General features: G+C 32.3%; 21 protein-coding genes and 4 tRNA genes. 22 read left to right on the top strand and 3 right to left on the bottom strand.

The genetic code is table 11. From position 1 onward, the window contains the following. Positions 1 to 2: 2 nt before the first annotated feature. Positions 3 to 698, bottom strand: a complete 696-nt coding sequence (locus OD803_RS00645; RefSeq protein ID WP_262731981.1) for a class I SAM-dependent methyltransferase — start codon at positions 696 to 698, stop codon at positions 3 to 5. Between the two features lie 126 nt (positions 699 to 824). On the opposite strand from OD803_RS00645, the gene OD803_RS00640 reads away from it, so the two are divergent. The 5 genes from OD803_RS00640 (at position 825) to OD803_RS00620 (ending at position 4,518) form a co-directional block, all read left to right on the top strand. Further along, complete coding sequence (locus tag OD803_RS00640; protein ID WP_131505782.1) at positions 825 to 1,319, top strand: YkgJ family cysteine cluster protein; 495 nt, start codon at positions 825 to 827, stop codon at positions 1,317 to 1,319. A gap of 67 nt (positions 1,320 to 1,386) precedes the next feature. Continuing rightward, positions 1,387 to 2,214, top strand: coding sequence for a thioredoxin family protein (locus tag OD803_RS00635; protein WP_262731980.1), 828 nt, complete (start codon positions 1,387 to 1,389; stop codon positions 2,212 to 2,214). A gap of 17 nt (positions 2,215 to 2,231) precedes the next feature. Next, positions 2,232 to 3,077, top strand: a complete 846-nt coding sequence (locus OD803_RS00630) for a sterol desaturase family protein (protein ID WP_262731979.1) — start codon at positions 2,232 to 2,234, stop codon at positions 3,075 to 3,077. A gap of 34 nt (positions 3,078 to 3,111) precedes the next feature. Then, the gene (locus OD803_RS00625) at positions 3,112 to 3,939 is read left to right on the top strand and encodes a glycerophosphodiester phosphodiesterase family protein (protein WP_262731978.1); all 828 of its coding nucleotides are present in this window, start codon (positions 3,112 to 3,114) and stop codon (positions 3,937 to 3,939) included. Positions 3,940 to 4,113: 174 nt separating this feature from the next. Then, on the top strand, positions 4,114 to 4,518 hold the full coding sequence (locus OD803_RS00620; RefSeq protein WP_262731977.1) for a hypothetical protein: 405 nt from the start codon (positions 4,114 to 4,116) through the stop codon (positions 4,516 to 4,518). Here the strand turns inward: OD803_RS00620 and OD803_RS00615 are convergent. Beyond that, positions 4,515 to 5,762 carry an exo-beta-N-acetylmuramidase NamZ family protein gene (locus OD803_RS00615; RefSeq protein WP_262731976.1) on the bottom strand — a complete coding sequence of 416 codons (1,248 nt, stop codon included), beginning with the start codon at positions 5,760 to 5,762 and terminating at the stop codon, positions 4,515 to 4,517. The two genes, OD803_RS00620 and OD803_RS00615, sit on opposite strands and share 4 nt — an antisense overlap. A 9-nt stretch (positions 5,763 to 5,771) precedes the next feature. Here OD803_RS00615 and OD803_RS00610 point away from each other — a divergent pair, with 9 nt between their 5' ends. Next, positions 5,772 to 7,010 (top strand): ABC transporter permease, encoded by a 1,239-nt coding sequence (locus OD803_RS00610; protein WP_262731975.1) that lies wholly within the window; start codon positions 5,772 to 5,774, stop codon positions 7,008 to 7,010. A 49-nt stretch (positions 7,011 to 7,059) separates the two neighbouring features. Here the strand turns inward: OD803_RS00610 and OD803_RS00605 are convergent, their stop codons facing one another. After that, positions 7,060 to 7,278, bottom strand: a complete 219-nt coding sequence (locus tag OD803_RS00605; RefSeq protein ID WP_131505777.1) for a hypothetical protein — start codon at positions 7,276 to 7,278, stop codon at positions 7,060 to 7,062. Positions 7,279 to 7,499: 221 nt separating this feature from the next. Between OD803_RS00605 and OD803_RS00600 the strand changes: the two genes are divergently transcribed. The 16 genes from OD803_RS00600 to OD803_RS00525 all read left to right on the top strand — a co-directional run bounded on the left by OD803_RS00600 (position 7,500) and on the right by OD803_RS00525 (position 19,411). Further along, positions 7,500 to 8,480, top strand: coding sequence for a PLP-dependent cysteine synthase family protein (locus tag OD803_RS00600; protein ID WP_262731974.1), 981 nt, complete (start codon positions 7,500 to 7,502; stop codon positions 8,478 to 8,480). Between the two features lie 37 nt (positions 8,481 to 8,517). After that, positions 8,518 to 9,399 carry a T9SS type A sorting domain-containing protein gene (locus OD803_RS00595; RefSeq protein WP_129759069.1) on the top strand — a complete coding sequence of 294 codons (882 nt, stop codon included), beginning with the start codon at positions 8,518 to 8,520 and terminating at the stop codon, positions 9,397 to 9,399. Between the two features lie 65 nt (positions 9,400 to 9,464). Beyond that, positions 9,465 to 10,736: a DUF2851 family protein gene (locus OD803_RS00590; RefSeq protein ID WP_262731973.1), complete on the top strand. Its 1,272-nt coding sequence runs from the start codon at positions 9,465 to 9,467 to the stop codon at positions 10,734 to 10,736. Between the two features lie 17 nt (positions 10,737 to 10,753). Next, the gene (locus OD803_RS00585) at positions 10,754 to 10,981 is read left to right on the top strand and encodes a PspC domain-containing protein (RefSeq protein WP_129759067.1); all 228 of its coding nucleotides are present in this window, start codon (positions 10,754 to 10,756) and stop codon (positions 10,979 to 10,981) included. A 6-nt stretch (positions 10,982 to 10,987) separates the two neighbouring features. Further along, positions 10,988 to 12,007, top strand: a complete 1,020-nt coding sequence (locus OD803_RS00580) for a potassium channel family protein (RefSeq protein ID WP_262731972.1) — start codon at positions 10,988 to 10,990, stop codon at positions 12,005 to 12,007. A gap of 109 nt (positions 12,008 to 12,116) precedes the next feature. Beyond that, positions 12,117 to 13,787 (top strand): alanine/glycine:cation symporter family protein, encoded by a 1,671-nt coding sequence (locus OD803_RS00575; RefSeq protein ID WP_262731971.1) that lies wholly within the window; start codon positions 12,117 to 12,119, stop codon positions 13,785 to 13,787. 9 nt (positions 13,788 to 13,796) lie between these two features. Further along, positions 13,797 to 14,675 carry a ComEA family DNA-binding protein gene (locus tag OD803_RS00570; protein ID WP_129759064.1) on the top strand — a complete coding sequence of 293 codons (879 nt, stop codon included), beginning with the start codon at positions 13,797 to 13,799 and terminating at the stop codon, positions 14,673 to 14,675. A 19-nt stretch (positions 14,676 to 14,694) separates the two neighbouring features. Further along, a complete protein-coding gene (locus tag OD803_RS00565; protein WP_262731970.1) occupies positions 14,695 to 15,861 on the top strand; it encodes an acyl-CoA dehydrogenase family protein in 1,167 nt (388 codons plus the stop codon). Positions 15,862 to 15,873: 12 nt separating this feature from the next. Continuing rightward, entirely contained in the window at positions 15,874 to 17,301 is a 1,428-nt protein-coding gene (locus OD803_RS00560) for a carboxypeptidase-like regulatory domain-containing protein (protein ID WP_262731969.1), read from the top strand. A 107-nt stretch (positions 17,302 to 17,408) separates the two neighbouring features. Continuing rightward, positions 17,409 to 17,603 (top strand): 30S ribosomal protein S21, encoded by a 195-nt coding sequence (rpsU, locus tag OD803_RS00555; protein ID WP_129759061.1) that lies wholly within the window; start codon positions 17,409 to 17,411, stop codon positions 17,601 to 17,603. A 99-nt stretch (positions 17,604 to 17,702) separates the two neighbouring features. Further along, a complete protein-coding gene (locus tag OD803_RS00550; RefSeq protein WP_262731968.1) occupies positions 17,703 to 18,593 on the top strand; it encodes a tyrosine-type recombinase/integrase in 891 nt (296 codons plus the stop codon). 39 nt (positions 18,594 to 18,632) lie between these two features. Further along, positions 18,633 to 18,935 (top strand): ribosome hibernation-promoting factor, HPF/YfiA family, encoded by a 303-nt coding sequence (hpf, locus tag OD803_RS00545; protein ID WP_129759059.1) that lies wholly within the window; start codon positions 18,633 to 18,635, stop codon positions 18,933 to 18,935. A gap of 101 nt (positions 18,936 to 19,036) precedes the next feature. Further along, a tRNA-Thr gene (locus tag OD803_RS00540) sits at positions 19,037 to 19,110 on the top strand. 33 nt (positions 19,111 to 19,143) lie between these two features. Further along, positions 19,144 to 19,226: transfer RNA gene (locus tag OD803_RS00535), tRNA-Tyr, on the top strand. Between the two features lie 31 nt (positions 19,227 to 19,257). Further along, positions 19,258 to 19,330, top strand: a tRNA-Gly gene (locus OD803_RS00530). Positions 19,331 to 19,339: 9 nt separating this feature from the next. Continuing rightward, positions 19,340 to 19,411: transfer RNA gene (locus OD803_RS00525), tRNA-Thr, on the top strand. The last annotated feature ends 59 nt before the right edge of the window (positions 19,412 to 19,470 follow it).

Here is a 19,470-nt window from a genome sequence, read left to right as displayed (position 1 = left end):
AACTAAAATAACCTCGCCAAATAATCAAAATGCTCACCTTCCATAACGAGTTCGCAGTGTAAACCCAAAGTGTCGCAAGCGGTTTTTAGTGTGTCAAAATCCAGATACAACCATTTCATAGGCTGTTCTTTTTCACCTTTATAGCTCAAAAAATAGTCCAACTCACCAAAGTAATTAGCATTGGTGTCAATCCATAAACCACCATCGTCGTCTTCATACATATATGAAATATCTGAGGAGTCAATTAAAATTTGTCCGTTAGGATTTAACAATGATTTTAAATGCTTTAAATAGGTGGCAACCTGAGAAAGCTGTTGGAAAATTCCTGTACCATTCATAAGTAATAAAATGGTGTCAAACGTTTCGGTAACATCTAAAATAGCAGTTTGCGATACATTGTTTACACCACGTTCTTGAGCCACTTTTACAGCACCTTTAGAAATATCTATAGCTTTTACGCTAAACCCTTTCTCTTGAAGATACAAGCTATGACTTCCTGCACCACAACCTACATCTAAAATGTGTCCTTTAGCAAGCTGCAAAGCGTGTTGCTCTAGCTTAGGCATATCCTTATAAGTCCTAAACAGATAAGGAAGCGGAAGCTCATCTTCATCTGAAATATTGGTCCAGGTTATAATATCTTCAGAATAGTTGTTATTCTGATAATCCAGTAAAGCTTTTCCAAAGATATCTTTCATAGTAATGGTTCATTGCGAGTCCAAACTTTTTGTTTGGATGTGGCAATCTTCTAGTTTTAAGTTGAAATTTAAAAGATTACTTCAGTCATTCTTCCTTCGTAATGACAAAAGAGGTATTTTTACACTATGCAAGATGTTATAAATAATCTCCCAAAGCTCGCCAAAGATAAGCATAAGGAAAACAAAACCTTCTTTACCAAGCTTAAAAAAAAGCCACCAAAACAATTGGACTACATCATGCAGGAGCTACACGAAGATGAGTTTGAAAAAACCGATTGCTTGCAATGTGCCAATTGTTGTAAAACAACTGGTCCTTTGTTTACCGATAAAGACATTGATAGAATTGCAAAGCATTTTAGGTTAAAGCCCTCTCAATTTATTGACCAATATTTGCGTATTGATGAAGATAACGATTATGTATTGCAGAGTGTGCCATGTACGTTTTTGGATGCTGATAATTATTGTGCTATTTATGATGTAAGACCAAAGGCGTGTAGAGAGTTTCCGCATACTGACAGAAAAAAGTTTCAGCAAATTGCTAATCTTACCATGAAAAATGTAGCGATTTGTCCTGCAGCATACAATATTGTGGAGGAAATGAAAAAAAGAATTAAATTGTAATGCCAGTTTTTGTAAGTTATTGAGTTTGACTTTTTTGATATATATTTAATGTTATAAAATTTAGAATATGAAACGATTAACCTTAACATTATTGATTTTCTTTTTTACGTTTAATTTAATGTACTCTAATAATTGGATGTACTCTTTAGATGATGCAAAAAAAATGGCTATTACAACCAATAGGCTTGTTCTTGTTGATTTTTGGGCATCATGGTGTGGGCCTTGTAAACGTATGGATTCAGAATCTTGGAGCAAAGAAGAAGTACAGCTTTTAATGGATAATTATGTGTCGGTTAAAATAGATATTGATAAATACCCTGATATAGCTGAGAAATATGATGTTAGAGGTATTCCATATGTTTTTATTTTAGATGGAAACGGAAAGGTTGTTTATAAAAATATGAGTTATAAAACTAAATCTCAACTTATGGTTTTGTTAAAAAAATATGCTATAAACACATCGTTTTTGAGTAAGGATTTAGTTAATTATTATAAGCAAGAAAGTTTTTCTTCGGCATTTAGGTTAGGTTATAAGTATCAAGATCTTGCATTGCGCCTGGATAAAGAAATAAAAAGTGATTTTTTAAATGTTTCTGATGATTATTTTGATGAGTCTAAAAAGCAATTAAAAGAAAGTTCGTTAAAAAATAAAGATGGATTTTTACAGAAAATCGATTTATACGAAATACAAAGCTTACTTATACTTGATAAGACTAAAAGGGCTTTAAAAGAACTGAATAAGATAGAGATAAATGATTTGGATGAATCAAATGCATCGCTTTATAATTTCCTTGCTTACACTATTCATAAACAATTAAATGATGATGAAGTAGCAATTTGGGAAGAGAAAATGGAAGAAAGTGATAAGCAAAAAGCGTTATTGTTTTTAGATTAAAAGAGTAATACATGCTAATGGAACAAATCATTAATTATTTTGAAACCATACCTTCTCTACATAGAAGTATATTGCTGGTAGGAGGTATTACCTTGTTTTGGCTTTTGGAAGGCGCAATTCCGTTGTTTCGATTTAATTATAAAAAATGGCAACATGCCTTACCTAATTTCTTTTTTACCTTAACCACTATTGTTATCAATTTCGGTTTAGCATTTTTGTTATTAAAAACTGCCGATTGGGTTAAAAACAACGACTTTGGTATTATCAATTGGCTACCAGAAATGCCTTTATGGTTATATTCAATACTTGGTGTTATGTTGTTAGACTTTTTTGGAGCCTATTTAGCACATTTGGTTGAGCATAAAGTAAAGCCTTTGTGGATGGTGCATTTAGTGCATCATACCGATCATAAAGTAGATACTACCACAGGTAACAGACATCATCCTATAGAGAGTGTTATTCGGTTTAGTTTTACTTTGCTAGGTGTTTTTATTGTTGGTACACCAATTGCTTTGGTGTTTTTGTATCAATCGCTTTCAGTTATTTTTACACAGTTAACACATGCTAATATTAAATTACCGAGACGCGTAGATAAAGCGATAAGCTACTTTTTTGTATCTCCTGATATGCATAAAGTGCATCATCATTATGTGTTGCCATATACTGATTCTAACTACGGAAATATCTTTTCAATTTGGGACAGACTTTTAGGAACCTATATGGAATTGGATAGAGATAAACTTGTGTATGGAGTTGATGTATTTCCTGATGAAGCTGAAAACAGCCGAATTTCAAATTTATTGACACAACCTTTTCAGAAGTATAAAAAACCAACAATCAAACCTTCAAATGAACAACGTTAAAAACGTATTCTGCATATTAGTTTTACTGTTTACAATGAGTTGCAATACAAACACAACAATAGGAGTGCAAGGTCACAGAGGCTGTAGAGGATTGCTTCCTGAAAATTCGTTACCAGCTTTTGAAAAAGCAGTTGCGCTTGGTGTTAACACACTAGAGTTGGATTTAGCTATTTCTAAAGACAAGCAAGTTGTAGTATCACATGAGCCATTTATGAGTCGATTTTATTGCTTAAAACCTAATGGAGAAGAGATTTCCATCAATCAGGATTTGGCGTTTAATTTTTATGAAATGGATTACGATTCCATTAAGCTGTTTGATTGTGGTACAAAGCAACATCCAAGATTTCCTCAGCAAAAAAACATGAAAACCTATAAACCGTTACTGAGTGAAGTGTTTAAGTTGAGCGATGCTTTAAATTCTGAAATCAGATATAATATAGAAATAAAGGCAAAACCAGAATACGACAACATTTATACACCAGAGCCTAAAGAATATGTTGCTTTAGTCTTAAAAGTGATTGATGAATATAATATTGGAGAGCGTTGTAATTTACAGTCGTTTGATGTAAGAATACTTGAAGAAATAAAACGACAAGCACCAAGTATGACACAAGCTTTATTGGTTGATGAAAACGAAGTTATTGCTGATAAGCTAAACGCGTTGAGTTTTAAACCAGAAATTATTAGTCCGTATTTTCAGTTACTGACCAAAGATGTGGTTGCTCAATACCAAAAAGAAGGATATAGTATTATTCCTTGGACAGTTAATGAAAAGGAAGACATGCATACTGTAATTTCTTATGGTGTAAATAGTATTATTACCGACTATCCAGATGTGCTTATTGGAATTTTAAATGATTAAAAATTCTTATTTTGAAGTGCTTTATCGGAATTTTTTGCTGATTATTCCTATTTTTTTACCGTTCATAGATTTTTTAGGGTTATAAAAAATAATCCATATAGATTTATAACGAGGGTATTACAAAAATTTAAAAGCTATTAATTCAATATTAGTTGTAACTAATAGTATTTTTTTATGGGAAAATATCGCAGGTTTGTAATAGCTTCATTTATTGGGCTTGCTGCACAAAAAAATTACGGTCAAAAAGACTTTGCATTGCTCGAAAAGAACAATAACTACAGAGCAAACGGCTTATATCACGAGCTTAACAAAACCAAAGACACTTTAATTCTTAAAGGCGATAAAAAAATTACGTATGTGTATTCTATAAATAAAGAGTACAAACGCGAAATTGATACTTATGCAGGCACAAACGAATTTAAAGTATCCTTAAAACATCTTAGTAAAGGAAAACATATGTTTGTGGTTGATCAATCGCCATTAAAAATCATATTTGTTATAAAAATACTTCATGATAGACCAAAACCAATTAGTGATGGTGATATAAAAATAACTGCTATTGAAAGTAAAAAAGACTAGTTGTAAATTATATACGGTTTACGCATTTCATCATAGGCTTTTAAACCTCTAACCCAAGTTTTTTTAATCTCGTAAGCAGTGAGTTTGTTTTCAATTTGCTTGCGTAATTCACTAGTACCAGCAAGTTTTGTAAAGAAATCGTTGAAGAAAATAGGCTTGTCTATAGTGTTGTTATAGGCTTCTATTAAGTAATTTAAATCTAATCGGCTTAAATGATCTTTACCGCTTAAGTCTTCACCAAAACATAGCATGCCTTCGTGTTTTGGATATTTAGCACCTGCATTTGGTTGAGGTAAAAATTTAAAAGTATACACCTCTTTGTCAAGATAAGGACTTCCGTAAATTTCAAAAGGTTTTGGAGTTCCTCTACCAGCACTCACATTTGTACCTTCAAAAAAGCAAAGACTAGGATACAGGTTTATAGCTTTGTCACTGGGTAAATTAGGCGAAGGTGCTATAGGCAAGCTGTATGGTGTTTTGTGAGTGTAATTTTTAACAGGAATAATAGTAAGCTCACATTGAATACCATTATTGAGCCATTGTTCGCCATTAATCATTTTAGCGTATTCACCAATGGTCATTCCATGTACAACAGGTACAGGATGCATACCAACAAAACTTTTATGCTCAGGTTCTAAAATAGGACCATCAGTATAATGTCCGTTTGGGTTTGGTCTATCTAAAATTAAAACAGGAATATTCAATTCGGCACAAGCTTCCATGACGTAATGCAATGTTGAAATGTAAGTGTAAAAGCGAGCACCAACATCTTGTATGTCAAAAATTATAACGTCTATGCCTTCAAGTTGCTCTGCAGATGGTTTTTTATTATTACCATACAATGAAATAATAGGTAAGTTGGTTTTGGTGTCAACACCATCTTTTATGAGTTCTCCAGCACTTGCAGTTCCTCTAAAACCATGTTCAGGAGCATAAACAGCTTTAATGTTGATGTTTTTGGCTAATAAAGAATCTACCAAATGCGTGTATTGGTCTTGCGTTTTGGTGTCTTTAAAAATCACCGAAGTTTGATTAGCCACAATACCTACGCTTTTATTTTTAAGTATGTCTAGATAAGCTTCGGTTTGATTAGCTCCAACTATAATAGTAGCATCGTCATGCTGAGCATGTGCAAGCATCTCATTAGAGCTTTGTTCTTTATCTTCAGACTTAGCTCCACTTCCGCATGAAATTCCTATTAAAACAAATAATAAAACCGTATTTTTGAGGACCTTTAATCGCATATTTTTATTTTGAATTACGAGTTTTTTTTAGCAAAACGTATTATTGGTAGTAAAACGTATAAAAGTAGTGTTTCGGCTCCAATAATAAAAATAGGAATCACAGCAATTGCTATTGGTATTGTTGTGATGCTAATTGCTATTGCTACTGGTTTGGGCTTACAACAAAAGGTTAGAGATAAAATTGTAGCGTTTAATGGTCATGTGATAATTACCAATTACGACACCAATGTGTCTGACGAGTCTGAAACTCCAATTTCTACCAATCAAGAGTTTTATCCAAATTTTAATCAGGTTGAAGGCGTAAAGCACATTCAGGCAGTGGCTAAAAAGTTTGGTGTTATTAGAACCGAAACCGATTTTGAAGGTGTAGTTTATAAAGGTGTAGGAAGAGAGTACGATTGGAATTACCTTAAAGAATTTTTAGTTGAAGGTGAGCTGCCAAATTTTGGTGAATCAATGAGTAATGAAGTATTGATTTCTTCGTATTTAGCCAATAGGTTGAAGTTAAAGCTAAACGATACATTTCAAACCGTTTTTGCTAAAGAAGACATTAATCAAATACCAAATATAAGAGCCTTTAAAATAATTGGAATTTACAATTCAGGATTTCAAGAGTTTGACAAAACTTTTGTTATTGGCGACTTAAAACATGTGCAACGACTCAATAAATGGAAACCTGATGAGGTTGGGAATTTTGAAGTCTTTATTGATGATTATTCGCAATTAGATGAAAAAGGAAGGGAGATTTTTAAAATAACGCCTTCAAATCTTGATACACAAACTGTAACTCGAAAGTTTTTGTCCATTTTTGAATGGATTAAAATTTTTGATAACAACACCTACGGAATAATTGGTATCATGATTTTGGTTGCAGGAATTAATATGATTACTGCTTTATTGGTACTTATTTTAGAACGTACACAAATGATAGGAGTTTTAAAAGCGTTAGGAAGTAGTAACTGGAGCATTAGAAAAGTGTTTTTGTACAATGCTACCTACTTAATTGGTTTAGGTTTGTTTTGGGGAAATCTTATAGGATTGTCTTTGCTTTTTGCGCAACACTACTTTGGGTTACTTAAGTTTCCAAATCCTGAAGAGTATTACGTGTCTACCATTCCTGTATATATAAGTTTAGATTACATTTTGTTATTAAACATTGGCACGTTTGTAGTCTGTTTACTTATGTTGTTGGTGCCATCTGTAATTATCTCAAAAATAGCTCCTGTAAAAGCAATTAGGTTTGAATAAAAAAAGGCTTTAAGTGAAAAACTTAAAGCCTTTTTTAAAAATGAGTTAACTATTTGTTTTCTAGTACTTCATCGTCTTTTTGTGCATCTTCACAAGTTCCTAATGAGTCACCTTCATGTTGTATTAAGTGAGCTACTGCTGCCGGAAGCGCAATATTAATAGTGTGAGGGTTGTTGTTTACATTATGGCAAACATCTACTTTAATAGCTGAAAAGCCAGCAAGCATACCAATTAATAGAGTAGTGAAAAGAAAAGTTTTTGATTTCATAATCATTGTATTTTTGGGTTAATAACAAAGTAATATTAATTGTAAATTTTTGTTATAACTAATTGATTTGTAGTTTTTTCGATGTTTTTTATAAAAAAAGGGATTAACTGAAAAACCTTAAAGTTGAAATACGTATAACATCGTTAAACGATTACGAATCTTTTCCTTTTTATAAAACTATACTCATGCTTTTTGCTACTTTTGCAGAGTAAAATAAGAATATGGACTACGCTAAAAATATACTAGAAACCATTGGTAATACACCATTGGTAAAACTCAATAAACTTACTCAAGAATTGCCATGTTTGGTATTGGCTAAATACGAAACATTCAATCCTGGTAACTCTGTAAAAGATCGTATGGCTTTAAAAATGATTGAAGATGCTGAGGCTGATGGTCGTTTACAACCAGGAGGAACTATTATTGAAGGCACCTCAGGAAATACAGGAATGGGTTTAGCATTAGCAGCAATTGTAAAAGGTTACAAATGCATTTTTGTAATTAGCGATAAACAATCTAAAGAAAAAATGGATATTCTTAGAGCTGTTGGTGCTGAGGTTGTGGTTTGTCCTACAGATGTTGCTCCAGATGATCCAAGAAGTTACTATTCGGTGTCTAAACGTTTGTCGCAAGAAACACCAAACTCATGGTATGTTAATCAGTATGATAACCCAAGTAATGCAAAGGCACATTACGAAAGTACTGGTCCTGAAATATGGAAACAAACCGATGGAAAAGTTACTCATTTTGTGGTTGGAGTTGGAACAGGAGGAACTATTTCAGGTGTTGGGAAATATTTAAAAGAGCAAAACCCAGAGGTAAAGGTTTGGGGAATTGATACCTATGGAAGTGTCTTTAAAAAATACCATGAAACAGGAATTTTTGACGAAAACGAGATTTATCCTTATGTAACTGAAGGTATTGGTGAAGATATTTTACCTGAAAATGTAGATTTCTCAATAATTGATGGTTTTACAAAAGTAACCGATAAAGATGCTGCAGTTTACACTCAGCTTTTAGCAAAAGAAGAAGGGATGTTTTTGGGTAATTCTGCTGGAGCAGCTATAAAAGGGTTGTTACAACTTAAAGACCATTTTACTAAAGACGATGTTGTTGTGGTGTTGTTTCATGACCATGGTAGCAGATATGTTGGTAAAATGTTTAATAACGACTGGATGAAAAAAATGGGCTATATTGAATAATTTTTTCTATCTTTATTATACCAATATAGTATTGATTATGAGAAAAATAACTACTCTGTCTTTTCTGCTTTTTTCAATTGCGAATTTGCATTGTCAAATTCATGAAATTCATCTTTTACTTAGAGATTCTAATGTTGGTGCTTCTTTTTATGAATGGCCAGATACTACTAGCAATGTCTCTAATGATGATGGACTAAATCAAATTTTTCAAAATCATAATGTTGTTGTTTATTTAGATCCATATTCATTTCAATCTGAAGAACTTCAAGGAATTCATAATATTGTAACTTGTGATGGTTGTGATCCTCAATTGCTTGTACAGGAATTAAATGCCTATTCAGAAGTAGTTAGGTTTGCAGTAAATTCAAGTGAAGATATTTATGTTCCAAAATCTTTATCTGTACGTTTGGTCGATTCTAATATTGGTATATACTCTAATACCGAAAATGATGTAGTAATAACAAATGATAGTGGTCTTAATCAATTGTTTTTGGATTTCTCTGTTAATTTATATGTAGCACCAAATGGAGGAGTTACACCTGGTGGAGGTGTTGTAAACGATTATTATGAATTAATATGTGATTGTGATGTTGAGGCATTAAGGGCTGAATTGATTCAGTATTCTTCCGTAATTAGTCAAGCAAATAGGCTAGATTGGACTATTTTGTTAAACACTGATGAGTTTAAAAATAATAGTTTAAAAATTTACCCAAACCCTTTCAAAACAAATGTTAATTTAGATACTTCTGTCCAGTTAACTTCAATTGAGTTGTTCGATATTTTAGGTAAGCGTGTTTATAATTCTAGTGATGTTAGTGGTTTTGAGAATTATTCGGAAACTTTAAAATCAGGTGTTTATATTTTAAAACTTGTTGACCAAAACAAAAATACACTTACCAAAAAGCTAATCAAAAATTAGTATTTTAAAAGGACTTTTCTTGTCATTGCTAATTATGATATTCTCAAATTTATTATTTTTAGTATATGCAAGAGGATTTTCTTCATTATATATGGCAATACAAAAAGTTTGATATTCAACAGTTAACTACTGTTGCCAATGAAGTGGTTACTATAAAATCTGTAGGGCAACACAATCATAATTCTGGTCCAGATTTCTTTAATGCTCAGTTGTATATTAATCAACAACTTTGGGCTGGTAATGTTGAAATTCATGTGAAGTCAAGCGATTGGTTTGTGCATTCGCACGAGCAAGACAAAGCTTACGATAATGTAATACTTCATGTAGTTTGGGAATATGATACAGATGTGTATCGAAAAGACAATACCATTATACCAACGTTGCAACTCAAAGATTTTGTAAACGCTAACCTTATCCAAAACTATAAAGCACTTTTTACGCAATCTAACAAGTGGATTTACTGCGAAGATGACTTTGGAACTATTGATGATTTTACATTAAGCGCATGGTTAGAGCGCTTGTTTTTTGAACGACTACAACGAAAGTCAAATGCTATTGATACATTGCTTAACACTTCAAGAAACGATTGGGAAGCAGTACTTTTTAAAATGTTGACTAAGAATTTTGGTTTAAAAGTTAATGGTGATGCTTTTTTAAGTTTAGCTCAGTCTGTAGATTTTTCAATAGTAAGAAAACTGGGGTCAAACCAAACTCAATTAGAAGCTTTGTTATTTGGTCAATCAGCACTGCTCAATGATGATGTGCAAAACGCTTACTTTCAAAATCTAGAAAAGGAATATAATTACCTTAAACATAAATTTAAATTAAGTAACGAACAGGTTTTACCCATTCGTTTTTTTAGGTTGCGACCACCAAACTTCCCAACAATTAGGTTGTCACAATTAGCAAGTTTGTATTATAAACATCAAAATTTGTTTTCAAAAATTATTGAAGCCAAAACAATAGATGAGTTGTATGCAGTTTTTTCAGTTAGCGTATCGTCATTTTGGGAAACACATTATACGTTTTCAAAAACATCCAAAGCAAGTAAAAAGGCGTTATCAAAACCGTTTATAGATTTGCTTTTGATTAATACCGTTATTCCTATAAAGTTTGCTTATGCTAAAGCAAATGGTAAATTTATTGATTCTGAAATAGTTGATATTACACAACAAATAAGTGCTGAAAAAAACACAATAGTTTCAGCGTTTAAAGCCTTAAAACAAATACCCAATTCAGCATTGTATTCTCAAGCACTCATTCAACTTAAAACTGAATATTGCAATAAGAAAAAGTGTTTGCAATGTGCAGTAGGCAATTCGTTAATCATTAAATAAAATTATTACATTGCAGCATGAATATTTTTTACAAGGCATTGTTATATTTTCAAAAGCATGGTTACTATGTTTGCCAACGTATTGCTGACCGTATTGGTATTAGAGCAAAAGTGGTTAGAACATCGTTTATGTATCTTACTTTTGTAACATTAGGTTTTGGTTTTGCATTATACCTGTTTATTGCCTTTTGGATGAAAATTAAAGACTTACTCTATACTAAACGCACTTCGGTTTTCGATTTATAATTATAGATGAATCCATTAATAAAGCTCTTTAGATCCAGAATTTACACAGCAGTATTGATGCTGCTTTTGGTTATACTTATAGGTGTATTCGGATTTAAAATGTTATCAGGCTACACATGGATTGATGCAATATACATGACGGTTATAACCGTTACTACAGTAGGGTTTGGTGAAGTACAACCTTTAGATACGCAATCAAAAATTTTTACGGTATTTTTAATTTTGGCAAGTATAGTAATTGTAGGTTATGCTATATCCATTATTACCGAATATATTTTAAGCAAAAGCAACTATGAAGAACTAAAACAAAAAAAGATGCAAAAAAAGATTGATAGTCTTAAAAACCACATTATTATTTGTGGTTATGGAAGAAACGGTTCTCAAGCAGCAAAAAAGTTAATAGCTTATGAAAAAGACTTTGTTGTAATTGAAAAAGATAAAGAAATAATTGACAAGTTTCAAAGTGAATTAGTTAGCTTTATTCAAGGTAATGCTAATGAAGATGAAGTTTTATTACAAGCAGGAATTGATAGAGCAAGTACGTTAATTTCGGCACTTCCTAATGATGCAGATAATTTATTTGTAGTGCTTTCAGCTAGACAAATTAATAAAGACTTGACCATTATTAGTAGAGCCTCTCAGCAAACATCCTACAATAAACTAAAGCTAGCAGGAGCAAATAATGTTATTTTACCTGATATGATAGGAGGAGACCATATGGCTTCTTTGGTTGTGGTTCCAGATTTGATTGAGTTTATTGATAACCTATCTATTGTAGGCAAAGCCAATATAAATATTGAAGAAATTGCAGTAGAAAAGCTTTATAATCCAGCAACTATAAAAACACTTCGCGATTTAGACCTTCGTAAAAAAACAGGATGTAATGTTATAGGTTTTAAAGATGGACAAGGCGATTATATTGTTAATCCTGAAGCTGATATTGAATTGGTGCCAAAATCAAAAATCATTGTGTTAGGTAGACCAGAACAAATAAAAAAGCTTAATTCCTTATACAATATTCAATAACAAGACATTCAATTTAACCTTAGATGTTTTAAAAACTCATTTTTTTTTAGCATCTTGTTACCCAATTAACATTAAATTATACTTAAACTAACTAAATTTTAATATACCCATGAAGAACTATCTTCTTACACTAATGACATTAATTTTACCACTAGCCATTTCAGCCCAAGAAAAGGGTTTGGATGAAATAGTAAATGATGCTTTTATGCCAGTTGCTGAAGGTTGGGAAGGATTTATTTTAACGTCTGTCCCAATTGCAGGTTTAAATGTACCAATAGTGGTTATTCTCTTAGTTGTAGGTGCCACTTTTTTTACGCTTTATTTTAAAGTGCCTAGTATTACTAAATTTCCAACTGCAATAAATACAGTTAGAGGACGATATGTGGATATTGAAAAGCATGGTGTTGATAAATTATATGATAATGACGAAGCGTTAGCTGAAGAAGATATCCAAGATACTATTAGGGACGAAAGTGCTCATGGTGAGGTGTCTCACTTTCAGGCATTGGCAACAGCAGTTTCTGGTACTGTAGGATTAGGTAATATAGCAGGTGTTGCGGTAGCTATTGCAACTGGTGGTCCAGGAGCAACATTTTGGATGATTGTATGTGGATTATTAGGGATGTCAACCAAGTTTGTAGAGTGTACACTTGGTGTAAAATATAGAGATGTAGGAAAAGATGGAACTATTTATGGTGGTCCAATGTACTACTTGTCAAAAGGATTAAAAGCAACAGGCAAAGCAGGACTAGGAAAAGTACTAGGAATCATTTTTGCGATTTTGTGTGTTGGTGCTTCTTTTGGAGGTGGAAATGCATTTCAATCTAACCAAGCAACAGTTCAAATATCTTCATTAATTGGTGTATCAGGTGGAGCAACGGGTTCTATAATTGGTTTAATACTAGCTGTGTTAGTTGGTATTGTAATTATTGGAGGTATCAAACGTATTGCTAAAATCACTGAAAAAATTGTCCCTTTTATGGCTGGTATCTATGTATTAGCTGCTTTAATTATCATTTTCGCAAACTTTAAATATATTGATGATGCCTTCGGGTTAATCTTGGAAGGAGCATTTACACCAATGGCAGGACTAGGTGGATTTATAGGAGTGCTTATTGTTGGTTTCCAACGTGCAGCATTTTCTAATGAAGCAGGAGCAGGTTCAGCAGCAATTGCGCATTCAGCAGTACGTACTAAATATCCAGCATCTGAAGGTGTTGTTGCACTTTTAGAACCATTTATTGATACTGTAGTTATTTGTACAATGACAGCTTTAGTTATCATTTTCTTTAATATTGATGGTACAAATATGCAAAGCGTGTTTACTTACGGAGCAGTTGAAGGTAGTAACGTAATGATTAATGCCACTGGAGAGCGAATAGGAGGTGTTGATTTAACATCAGAAGCATTCGACTCTGTAATTCCAGGATTCTCTTATGTGTTAACTATTGCTATTGTATTGTTTGCGTTTTCAACAATGATTTCTTGGTCTTATTATGGTTTACAGTCTTGGAAATACCTTTTCGGAAGAGGTAAAGCTGCTGATTTAACTTATAAAATATTATTCTTATTATTTGTAATTATTGGAGCTGCTGCTACTTTAGATGCAGTAATTAAGTTCTCTGATGCAATGATATTAGCGTTGGTATTCCCTAACATGATTGGGTTATTACTGTTATTCCCTAAAGTAAGAGAGGAAATGAAGCGTTACTTAGATGCTATTGCAATTAAAAAAGAAGCCTTAGAAGATGGTCATGAAGACATTACTAAGCACATGTAAAATACTATTATGAAAAATATTAAATCCCATTTCATGTTCACTAAGCAACAACGGAATGGGATTTTTTTATTGTTGCTACTCATCGTTGCGTTTCAGTGTGTTTACTTTTTTGTTGATTTTTGTGAAACTGAAATAAAAGTGGATGAAAACGAATTAAGCGATTTTAAAGCTGAAATAGATTCGCTTCGATTAGTTGAAATTGAAAACCGAAAACCAAAGCTATATCCTTTCAATCCAAATTTTATTACCGATTACAAAGGCTATACTTTAGGAATGACCAATGAAGAAATTGATAGATTGTTAGCTTACCGAAAACAAGATAAGTGGATTAATTCGGTACAGCAGTTTCAAGAAGTTACTCAGGTTTCAGATTCTTTATTGAATGCAATTTCTCCTTATTTTAAGTTTCCAGAATGGGTTACTAATCCTAAGCCTAAAACTACTTTTCAATATCAAAATAATAATACACCTAAGACCTATAATCAAAAGCAAGATTTAAACAAGGCGACAGCTGCTCAACTTCAAAAAGTGAATGGTATTGGAGAAACACTTTCTAAGCGAATTGTTCAATATAGAAATAAGTTTCAAGGTGGTTTTATAGCTGATGTTCAACTTACAGAAGTATATGGATTATCACCAGAAGTTATTGAACGTCTTACAAATGAGTTTACCGTTAAAACGCCAAGAGTAGTAAAAAAGATAAATTTAAACACAGCTACAAGAGACGAATTGGTTACCATTCAGCATATTGATTATGAGATTGCACATGCCATAATTGAACAGAGAACTTTACGAGAAGGATTCAAATCTTTGGACGATTTAGCAAAAGTTAAAGACTTTCCACTAAATAAAATTGAGATAATTAAGTTATATTTGACACTCAATTAATGACATAAAAAAAGCATATATGAATAGCATGTACTTCACCGAAGAACATCAATTGTTTAGACAAAGTTTACAAGATTTTTTAAAGAAAGAGGTCGTTCCACATATTGAAAAATGGGAAAAATCAGGAACCGTAGAACGTTTCATCTGGGAAAAGTTTGGAGAGATGGGATTTTTTGGTTTAGCATACCCTGAAGAGTATGGAGGCTTAAATCTCGACTTGTTTTATACTGTTATTCTTTTGGAAGAACTTCAAAAAATCAACTCTGGTGGTTTTGCGGCAAACATTTGGGCGCATGCGTATTTAGCAATGACTCATGTAAATGCAGAAGGTAGTCATGACATAAAAGAAAAATATTTAGCACCTAGTATTACAGGAGAAAAAATAGGTTGCCTTTGTATTACTGAACCTTTTGGTGGAAGTGATGTTGCAGGTATGCGCACCACAGCAGTTAAAAAAGGTGATACTTATGTAATCAACGGATCAAAAACATTTATTACTAATGGTGTGTATAGCGACTATTTGGTAGTAGCGGCTAAAACAAATCTTGAAGCAGGAAATAAAGGTATTAGTATTTTTATTATGGATAGAGATACTCCAGGTATTTCTGCAACCAAGTTAGATAAATTAGGTTGGAGAGCTAGTGATACTGCTGAGATAGCTTTTGATAATGTTACAATTCCTGCAAGTAACTTAATGGGAGAAGAAAACAAAGGCTTCCCATACATTATGCAGCACTTTTCTTTAGAGCGATTAATTATGGGAATCAATGCACATGCAAGAGCTGAATATGCTTTAGATTATGCTAAACAGTATATGAGTGAGCGTATCGCTTTTGGCAAAACAATTGATAGATTTCAAGCCTTAAGACATAAATTTTCCGATTTATACACAGATATGACTATTTGCAAAGAATTTAATTACTCAGTAGCTTACAGATTAAATAAAGGCGAATATGTAGTTAAAGAAGCAACTATGAGTAAGCTTAAATCTACTAAAATGGCCGATGATGTTATATACCACTGCCTACAGTTTTTAGGTGGATATGGTTATATGGAAGAGTATCCTATGGCACGTTTACTTCGCGATAGTAGATTAGGACCGATTGGTGGAGGTACATCAGAAATCCTTAGAGAAATATTGGCAAAAATGATTATAGATAATAAAGATTATAAGCCAGCAACATAAAATCCCAAACAAATGAACTTAACTCACTTAAAAAAAGGCGTTGTTTTAATTTTTGGAATATTCAGTTTAACTAGTTTTGGTCAAACTGAATTAAAAAATAAAATAGTGGACTTTGCTACTTTAATGCCATTAGAAAGTGCTAGTATTTATGTTCAAAATACAACAATTGGTACTGTGAGTAATGCAGATGGAAAGTTTGTATTGTTAGTGCCACAAGAATATGAAAAGGATACACTTGTAATTTCTTCAATAGGATACAAAACCTTTAAAACACCTGTTAACGAATTTGATAATGATTTTGAAGTATATCTAGAAGAAGATATAGCCTCATTAGATGAAGTCTTATTGGTTGCCGAAACAAGACCCAAAACAGGTAACGACATTGTGTTGAAGGCACTAGAGAAACTAAGTGTTAATTTACCAGATTCTGCGTATCTTCAAAAAGGATTCTTAAGACATAAAGAGCGAAATACTAAGGAATTTAAATGGCTTGTTGAAAGTGCTATAACGGTTTACGATTCCGGATACCAAGCTAGCTCAAAAGACCATCTCAAAATTAATGTTGACGAAGTTAGGAAAAGCTACGACCTTAGAGATGTTGATAGCTTGTTGATTTATACCTCTTATTTAAAGTATCATCACAAGATGAGAAATCTTAAAGCTAAAAACCTAAAGCGAGATACTATTAAAACAGCGTCTTTAGTAAAAGCAATTAAGTGGAATGATACAAGGGTTAACGGACTGCAAAATCTTTTTCAAGGTAAACTCAATTTGTTGAGAAATTCTAACACTTCAAAATCGCTTTTTGGTGAGGATATATTAAGTAAGCATCATTTTGATTTAGATACTATTTTGGTAGACAATGAAAGAAAAATCTACAAAATAAAAATTTCAAAAGGTACAGATTTTATAGGTTTAGATACCGAAGGGATTTTCAACGAAGGTTATGAAGCCGATGGATGGATATACATCTACTATGATAACTATGCTGTAAAAAAGATCGAGTACGATTTAATTGCAGCTTCACCTGCTCAAAAAAGCCGAAGCAAGGCATTGTTTGGGACACAGTTAAATCATAAACTTGTGATTAATTATATGGAGTATCAGGATAAAATGTATCCAAGTTATATTTATTATGAAACACCTAAGTTGGTTAATGTAGGTTCTAATACAGATGAAAAAATTACCGACGAAGAAAAAGAACGTTATAATAAAGAAGAACGCTACTATTATACAGTACAAGAAGTATTGTTTACTGAAATTATTTTAGACCGAGAAGAAGTACACAAAACTCTTGAAGGCACATGGAATAATGATATATTTATGGTAAAACCATATAACAAATCATTTTGGGATAACTACAACACTTTATTAGAAAGTGAAGAAGATGAAAAGTTAATTCAAGACCTTACCAAACGCTCAAAATTATTTAAGGATTAACAAGGTGTCGTTAAGGCGATTAAAAAAAATATTTTTTTAATTGTCAGTAATAAATTTGTTTTTATATTTGCGCACCGAAATTTTAAAAGAGAGGAGGTTAAGACACTATGTTAATAATACCAGTTAAAGAAGGAGAAAATATAGATAGAGCGCTAAAGCGTTTTAAGCGTAAGTTTGACAAAACAGGAGCTAAACGTCAATTGCAAAATCGTAAGCAATTTACAAAGCCTTCAGTAGAGCGCAGAGCACAAATTCAAAAAGCGCAATACATCCAAAGATTAAGAGATCAAGAAAATATCTAATATTTACTTAATGATACAATAAAGTCCTGTAGAAATACAGGATTTTTTTTATTCATAACAAATATAAACTTTGTACATTTAGCATATATACGTATGCTAATGCCTTTCAAATCATTTACAGAATATCTTACCCACGAGAAAAACTACTCACCACTTACAATAAAGTCATATAAAAATGATTTGAGTACGTTCTTGCAGTTTATTGTTGATGAGTTTGAACAAGACACTATTGATACTGTAAACTATCAACAAATAAGAAGTTGGATAGTACAACTCGTAGAAAGCGGTATATCCAACAGGAGTATTAACCGAAAAATTTCATCGCTCAATTCCTATTATAAATTTCTTATCAAAACCAAGACAATAACTGTAAATCCATTAGCAAAACATAAAGCGCTTAAAACAGATAAGAAAGTCCAAATTCCATTTTCGCAGCAAGAAATTGAAAGCGTTATTAAAGAGTTGCATTTCGAAACAAGTTTTGAAGGGTTAAGAGATAAATTGATTATTGAACTTTTTTACGCGACAGGAATTCGACGTATAGAATTAGTGCAAATAAAAATCACAGATATTGATTTATCTAATAAAACGTTAAAAGTGCTTGGTAAGAGAAATAAAGAAAGATTCATTCCGTTAATTAATTCAGTAATTGATTCGGTAAAGGTGTATTTGCTGGCTAGAAATGATTTAGAAAAAATTATCGATAAAGATTTTCTTTTTTTAACAAAAAAAGGGTTAAAAATTTACGAAAATCTTGTTTACAGAATTATAAATGATTATTTTAGTAAAGCATCTACTAAAGTAAAAAGGAGTCCGCATATACTAAGGCACTCATTTGCTACTCATTTGCTTAATCAAGGTGCGAATTTAAATGCTGTAAAAGAACTTCTTGGTCATTCAAGTCTTGCAGCAACTCAAGTTTATACTCATAATAGTATAGAAGAATTAAAAAAAGTGTATTCAAATGCGCATCCAAGAAGTAAAAAATGAACAAGATAAATTAATGTCTAACCACTAAAAAAGAAGAGTATGAAAGTAAACACGCAATCCGTTAACTTTAGTGCTGACAAAAAGTTACTAGACTTCATCCAAAAAAGAATGGATAAGTTAGATTTGTTTTATGATAAAGTTATACAAGCAGATGTATATCTTAAAGTAGAAAACACAAGTGAGAAAGAAAATAAAATCTTTGAAGCAAGGCTTAGCGTTCCTGGAGATCGCTTTGTTGTAAAAAAACAATGTAAAACTTTTGAAGAAGGTGCTGACACTGCAGTTTCATCGTTAGAAAGACAGTTAAAAAAGCGCAAAGAAAAATTAAGAGCACATATGTGATAAAAATTTTCAAAAAATGTTTTGAATAAATAAATAAATCTTTACATTTGCAGTCCGTTAGAAATAGCGGGCTTTTTTTATTGCAAAAAAAGTAAAGAAAAGCCGATGTAGCTCAGCTGGCTAGAGCAGCTGATTTGTAATCAGCAGGTCGTGGGTTCGAGTCCCTCCATCGGCTCAAGTTCTTTAAAAAAAAGTATTGATAAATTTTGGGGAGATACTCAAGCGGCCAACGAGGACAGACTGTAAATCTGTTGTTTTTTAACTTCGCAGGTTCGAATCCTGCTCTCCCCACAATTATTCTAAGACTAGACCTTATAAAAATGCGGGAGTAGCTCAGTTGGTAGAGCGTCAGCCTTCCAAGCTGAATGTCGCCGGTTCGAACCCGGTCTCCCGCTCATTTTTTAGCCGGTGTAGCTCAGGGGTAGAGCGTTTCCTTGGTAAGGAAGAGGTCACGGGTTCAAATCCCGTCATTGGCTCATTTGAAACGTACAATTAAAATTGAACACTAATATTAAATAAGATTAAATAAATTAAA

It is taken from the genome of Gaetbulibacter sp. NE (assembly GCF_025548475.1).
Lineage (GTDB): Bacteria > Bacteroidota > Bacteroidia > Flavobacteriales > Flavobacteriaceae > Gaetbulibacter_B > Gaetbulibacter_B jejuensis.
This window is presented reverse-complemented; position numbering and strand designations above follow the sequence as displayed.